The organism is Vibrio sp. 10N.222.46.A1 (assembly GCF_041473595.1).
GTDB lineage: Bacteria > Pseudomonadota > Gammaproteobacteria > Enterobacterales > Vibrionaceae > Vibrio > Vibrio tasmaniensis_A.
In genome coordinates, this window is the sequence record NZ_JBFRSN010000281.1 from 1 (window position 1) to 5,563 (window position 5,563).

Annotated in this window: 5 protein-coding genes; all 5 read left to right on the forward strand. The window is 45.0% G+C overall.

The window, feature by feature from the left end; translation table 11 throughout:
• The first annotated feature begins 94 nt into the window (after positions 1 to 94).
• Complete coding sequence (gene rlmE, locus AB4496_RS09470; RefSeq protein WP_009847548.1) at positions 95 to 724, forward strand: 23S rRNA (uridine(2552)-2'-O)-methyltransferase RlmE; 630 nt, start codon at positions 95 to 97, stop codon at positions 722 to 724.
• A 107-nt stretch (positions 725 to 831) separates the two neighbouring features.
• The gene (ftsH, locus tag AB4496_RS09475; RefSeq protein WP_102257748.1) at positions 832 to 2,790 is read left to right on the forward strand and encodes an ATP-dependent zinc metalloprotease FtsH; all 1,959 of its coding nucleotides are present in this window, start codon (positions 832 to 834) and stop codon (positions 2,788 to 2,790) included.
• A gap of 89 nt (positions 2,791 to 2,879) precedes the next feature.
• Positions 2,880 to 3,710: a dihydropteroate synthase gene (gene folP / locus AB4496_RS09480; RefSeq protein ID WP_009847544.1), complete on the forward strand. Its 831-nt coding sequence runs from the start codon at positions 2,880 to 2,882 to the stop codon at positions 3,708 to 3,710.
• 21 nt (positions 3,711 to 3,731) lie between these two features.
• The gene (gene glmM, locus AB4496_RS09485) at positions 3,732 to 5,072 is read left to right on the forward strand and encodes a phosphoglucosamine mutase (RefSeq protein ID WP_009847545.1); all 1,341 of its coding nucleotides are present in this window, start codon (positions 3,732 to 3,734) and stop codon (positions 5,070 to 5,072) included.
• Between the two features lie 278 nt (positions 5,073 to 5,350).
• Positions 5,351 to 5,563 (forward strand): preprotein translocase subunit SecG (secG, locus tag AB4496_RS09490; protein ID WP_372130867.1); only part of this gene is annotated, 213 nt, incomplete at its 3' end.

Consider the following 5,563-nt stretch of genomic DNA (forward strand, 5'->3'; position numbering starts at 1 on the left):
GTATTAGGGTTGAAAAAACCTATTTTAACGCCATCTAAAGCTGAAGACTATAATTTATTCAGCAATTAGTACTTTCCTCCAATTTAGGTATCCAATGAGCAAACAGAAACACTCGGCCAGTTCGGGCCGTTGGTTGAAGGAACACTTCGACGACAAGTACGCAAATGAAGCCAGAAAAAAAGGCTATCGTTCGCGTGCTTATTTCAAAATGGAAGAGATTCAAACGAAAGATAAATTGCTGACTCCAGGGATGACCATTGTGGATTTGGGTGCAGCGCCTGGCGGTTGGTCTCAATATGCTGCTAAGATTATCGGAGACAACGGTCAAATCATTGCGTGTGACTTGTTACCAATGGATCCGATTGCTGGAGTGAGCTTTTTACAAGGCGATTTCCGCGAAGAAGCTGTGCTAGATGCGTTGCTGGAACGTATACAACCAAACATGGTTGATGTCGTGATGTCTGATATGGCACCTAATATAGCAGGCAACAATTCTGTGGATCAGCCAAGAGCTATGTATTTAGTTGAATTAGCTTTGGATATGTGTCGACAAGTTCTAGCTACCAATGGTAGTTTTGTTGTAAAAGTATTCCAAGGCGAAGGGTTTGACCAATATGTTAAGGACGTCCGTGAGATGTTTAAAACAGTCAAAGTTAGAAAACCCGACTCTTCTCGAGCTCGCTCTCGTGAAGTGTTTATCGTAGCAACTGGTTACAAAGGTTAACGATTCTCTTCCAAGAGTGAGAGTTAACAACATGGCTACAGGTTACAAACTGTAGTACCCTACCTTTAATTACAATTAGTTATCGAGAGGCTTACACCTTGAGTGACATGGCAAAAAATTTAATTCTGTGGCTTGTTATCGCGGTAGTGTTGATGTCGGTATTCCAGAGCTTCGGCCCTGGGGAAAGTAACGGCAGAGCAGTAGATTACACCACGTTTGTACAGGAAGTTGGCCAAGGCCAGATTCAAGACGCACAGTTCAATAACAGCGAAATCACTTTCACACGTCGTGGTGGTGGCTCTAAGTATGTAACTTACATGCCTGTTTATGATCAAAAGCTACTTGATGACTTAATTAATCAAAACGTAAAAGTTCAGGGTACACCACCTGAAGAGCAGAGCCTGCTTGGCACTATCTTCATTTCATGGTTCCCAATGATCTTACTGATTGGTGTGTGGATTTTCTTCATGCGTCAAATGCAAGGCGGCGGCGGCGGTAAAGGCGCAATGTCTTTTGGTAAGAGCAAAGCTCGAATGATGAGCGAAGAACAAATCAAAACGATGTTTGCTGATGTTGCTGGTTGTGACGAAGCAAAAGAAGACGTGAAAGAGCTTGTGGATTACCTTCGTGACCCAAGCCGCTTCCAAAAGCTTGGTGGTAAGATCCCGACAGGTATCCTGTTGGTAGGTCCTCCTGGTACGGGTAAGACATTGCTTGCAAAAGCGATTGCTGGTGAAGCGAAAGTACCGTTCTTTACTATCTCTGGTTCTGACTTCGTTGAAATGTTTGTTGGTGTTGGTGCATCTCGTGTGCGTGACATGTTCGAACAAGCGAAGAAAGCAGCGCCTTGTATCATCTTTATCGATGAAATCGATGCGGTAGGTCGTCAACGTGGCGCTGGTGTTGGTGGTGGTCACGATGAACGTGAGCAAACACTTAACCAAATGCTGGTTGAGATGGATGGTTTCGAAGGTAACGAAGGTATTATTGTTATCGCTGCGACTAACCGTCCAGACGTACTAGACCCTGCATTACTTCGTCCTGGTCGTTTTGACCGTCAAGTTGTGGTTGGTCTACCTGATGTACGGGGTCGTGAACAGATTCTTAAAGTACACATGCGTAAAGTGCCACTGTCAGGTGATGTTGAACCATCTCTGATTGCTCGTGGTACTCCAGGTTTCTCTGGTGCAGACCTTGCGAACCTTGTTAACGAAGCGGCTCTTTTTGCTGCTCGTGGTAACAAACGCAATGTATCTATGGTTGAGTTTGAACTTGCGAAAGACAAAATTATGATGGGTGCAGAGCGCCGTTCAATGGTGATGTCTGAGGAAGTGAAAGAGTCAACGGCTTACCACGAAGCAGGTCACGCAATTGTTGGTCGTTTGGTACCTGAACACGATCCAGTGTATAAAGTATCAATCATCCCACGTGGTCGTGCGCTTGGTGTAACTATGTACTTACCTGAGCAAGACCGCGTAAGCATGTCTCGCCAGCATCTAGAATCAATGATCTCTAGCTTGTACGGTGGTCGTCTTGCTGAAGAACTTATCTACGGTAAAGACAAAGTTTCGACCGGTGCGTCAAACGATATCGAGCGTGCAACTGATATTGCTCGTAAGATGGTAACGCAGTGGGGCTTCTCGGAAAAACTAGGTCCTCTTCTTTATGCTGAAGAAGAAGGCGAAGTTTTCCTAGGTCGCGGCATGAGCCAGGCGAAACATGTTTCTGACGATACAACTCGACTTATCGATGAAGAAATTCGCATTCTTATCGACCGCAACTACGCTCGAGCTAAGCAAATTCTAGAAGATAATATGGATTTGATGCACTCGATGAAAGATGCGCTTATGAAGTACGAAACGATCGATGCGGGTCAGATTGATGACCTCATGGAGCGTAAGACTGACATTCGTGAGCCTGCTGGTTGGGGTGATCAGGCGAAAGCAGAACCTGCAAAGGAAGAAGCTAAACCTGAAGCTAAATCAGAAGCCGAGCCAAAAGCTGAAGAGTCGACAGTTGAAGAAGTTAAATCTGAATCAGATGATGCTCAAAACAAAGATTCTTAATTGCTAAGCTTTAAATTAAAACCCTGAGTACGCTCAGGGTTTTTCTGTTTCTAGCCCAAGATATTTTTTACCTTTAAGACCCACCTTCCATGATATTAAAAGCACACAATAAAACGCTCGTTTTAGACCGCCCACATGTGATGGGTATCCTCAATGTTACGCCTGACTCTTTCTCTGATGGCGGAAAATTCAATTCATTAGATAATGCTTTACTGCAAGCAGAGCGAATGATTCAGGCTGGTGTTAGCATTATTGATATTGGTGGTGAGTCGACTCGTCCAGGTGCTCCAGAGGTGTCCTTAGAGGAAGAGTTAGCTCGAGTTATCCCGGCGATTAGAGCGATTCGCGCCAAGTTTGATGTTTGGATCTCGATTGATACCAGCAAAGCTGAGGTGATGCGCCAGGCTGTTGATGCAGGGGCAGATTTGATCAATGATGTACGCGCACTGCAAGAGCCCGGATCTCTAGAAGTGGCCGCAGAGGCTAATGTACCTATTTGCTTGATGCACATGAAAGGTCAGCCAAGAACCATGCAAGCCAATCCAAGCTACGAAGATGTTCTAACAGATGTCGAAGACTTTTTACAAGAAAGGGTCGAAGCTTGTGAGGCGGTCGGTATATCAAAAGAGCAGCTGATTCTTGACCCTGGTTTTGGTTTTGGTAAAACCATCGAACACAATTACCATTTATTAGCGCACCTTGAAAAGTTTCATACGCTTGGTTTGCCTGTCTTAGCGGGGATGTCGAGAAAATCGATGATCTTTAAGCTACTAGACAAAGTCCCAGCTGACTGCATGGTCGCTAGCGTTACTTGCGCAACAATCGCAGCAATGAAAGGTGCACAAATTATTCGCGTTCACGATGTTGAAGATACATTGGAAGCGATGAAGATAATCGAAGTGATGAATAACAATCACTAATCATAATTAAGGAAAATCAATATGTCTGATAAAAGACGTTACTTCGGCACAGATGGTGTACGTGGAAAAGTGGGCCAGTACCCAATCACACCTGATTTTGTTTTGAAGCTTGGCTGGGCTGCTGGTCGTGTTCTTGCAAAGCAGGGCACAAAGAAAGTGATCATTGGTAAAGATACTCGTATTTCTGGCTACATGCTTGAGTCTGCTTTAGAAGCTGGCTTAGCTGCTGCTGGTCTTCAAGCTACGTTTACGGGGCCAATGCCGACACCGGCTGTTGCCTACCTAACACAAACTTTCCGTGCTGAAGCGGGGATTGTTATCTCTGCATCGCACAACCCCTTCTATGACAACGGCATCAAGTTCTTCTCGTCTGAAGGTACTAAATTGTCGGATGAGATTGAACTCGCCATCGAAGCTGAGCTAGACAAAGATATCGAGTGCGTTGAATCTTCTGAATTAGGTAAAGCGGTGCGCCTAAATGATGCAGCAGGCCGTTATATTGAATTTTGTAAAAGTACATTCCCACACAAAATGACGCTAGCTGGTATGAAAATTGTGGTGGATTGCGCGCATGGTGCGACTTACCACATTGCGCCGGCTGTATTTAAAGAGCTGGGTGCTGAGGTTGTTGCGATTGGTGTGGAGCCAAATGGCACCAACATCAACCATGAAGTAGGTGCGACTGATGTACGCGCTCTGCAAGCTAAAGTCGTTGAAGAAAAAGCGGCGTTAGGTCTTGGCTTTGATGGTGATGGTGATCGTATCATCATGGTTGACGAGCTAGGCAATAAAGTTGATGGTGACCAAATCGCTTACATTATTGCTCGCGATGCACTGCGCCGTGGTGAGTTGAAAGGCGGAGTTGTTGGTACACTAATGACCAACCTTGGGATGGAAAATGGCCTTAAGCAATTAGGTATTCCATTTGTACGTGCTGCTGTTGGTGACCGTTATGTTATGGAACAACTTCTAGCTAAAGGCTGGAAGATCGGTGCTGAGAACTCGGGGCACGTTATCCTATTAGATAAAGTGACGACAGGTGATGCTATCGTCGCTGCTCTGCAAGTATTGGCCTCAGTTGTCGATAGTGAAATGACACTGAATGAGCTTTCTCAAGGTATGACGTTATACCCTCAAGTTCTAGAAAATGTTCGTTTCAGTGGTGATTCAAACCCACTAGAAGCAGAGGCTGTGAAAGCGGCTGTTATTGAAGTCGAGACGGAACTCGGTGAGAAAGGTCGTGTGCTATTACGCAAATCGGGTACTGAGCCACTACTGCGCGTAATGGTCGAAGGTGAAGATGCTGAACTTGTTCAGAGTTCTGCACTGAAAATTGCTGATGCAGTAAAAGCGAATTGCTAATAAAACGTTTGCCGTAACAGGCGAAGTCGGTCTCACTTGTGGGGGCCGGGTTTTAGTTATGTGATGATTAAAAAGGGACGCAAATGAGTTTTGTGTCCCTTTTGCCCTTTTTTTGACCACTTGCTTGGTAAAGGCTTATTTTTTAGTAAATTCCCCTTGTCAGTCATCGTCGCATTCGCTAGTATTGCTCGGCCTTCAGTTAGGAGGTCGCTAGCCTTGTTCTTAAAAATAGTTTTTTGAACGGCGCTGGCTCAACAATTAGGAACATAGGTGGAAAAATGTTTACAGTTCTACTTGTGATTTACCTGTTGGCAGCGCTTGGTGTAATTGGCCTAGTGTTGATTCAACAAGGTAAAGGCGCAGATATGGGAGCCTCTTTCGGTGCTGGCGCTTCAAACACTGTGTTTGGTGCTGGTGGCTCAGGAAATTTCCTTACCCGAATGACTGCAATTTTTGCAACTACATTTTTTATCCTTAGCTTAGTGCTTGGT

Coding starts and splice junctions, on each gene's coding strand:
- rlmE (WP_009847548.1), top strand. CDS start 95: ATGAGCAAACAGAAACACTCGGCCAGTTCGGGCCGTTGGTTGAAGGAA.
- ftsH (WP_102257748.1), top strand. CDS start 832: ATGGCAAAAAATTTAATTCTGTGGCTTGTTATCGCGGTAGTGTTGATG.
- folP (WP_009847544.1), top strand. CDS start 2,880: ATGATATTAAAAGCACACAATAAAACGCTCGTTTTAGACCGCCCACAT.
- glmM (WP_009847545.1), top strand. CDS start 3,732: ATGTCTGATAAAAGACGTTACTTCGGCACAGATGGTGTACGTGGAAAA.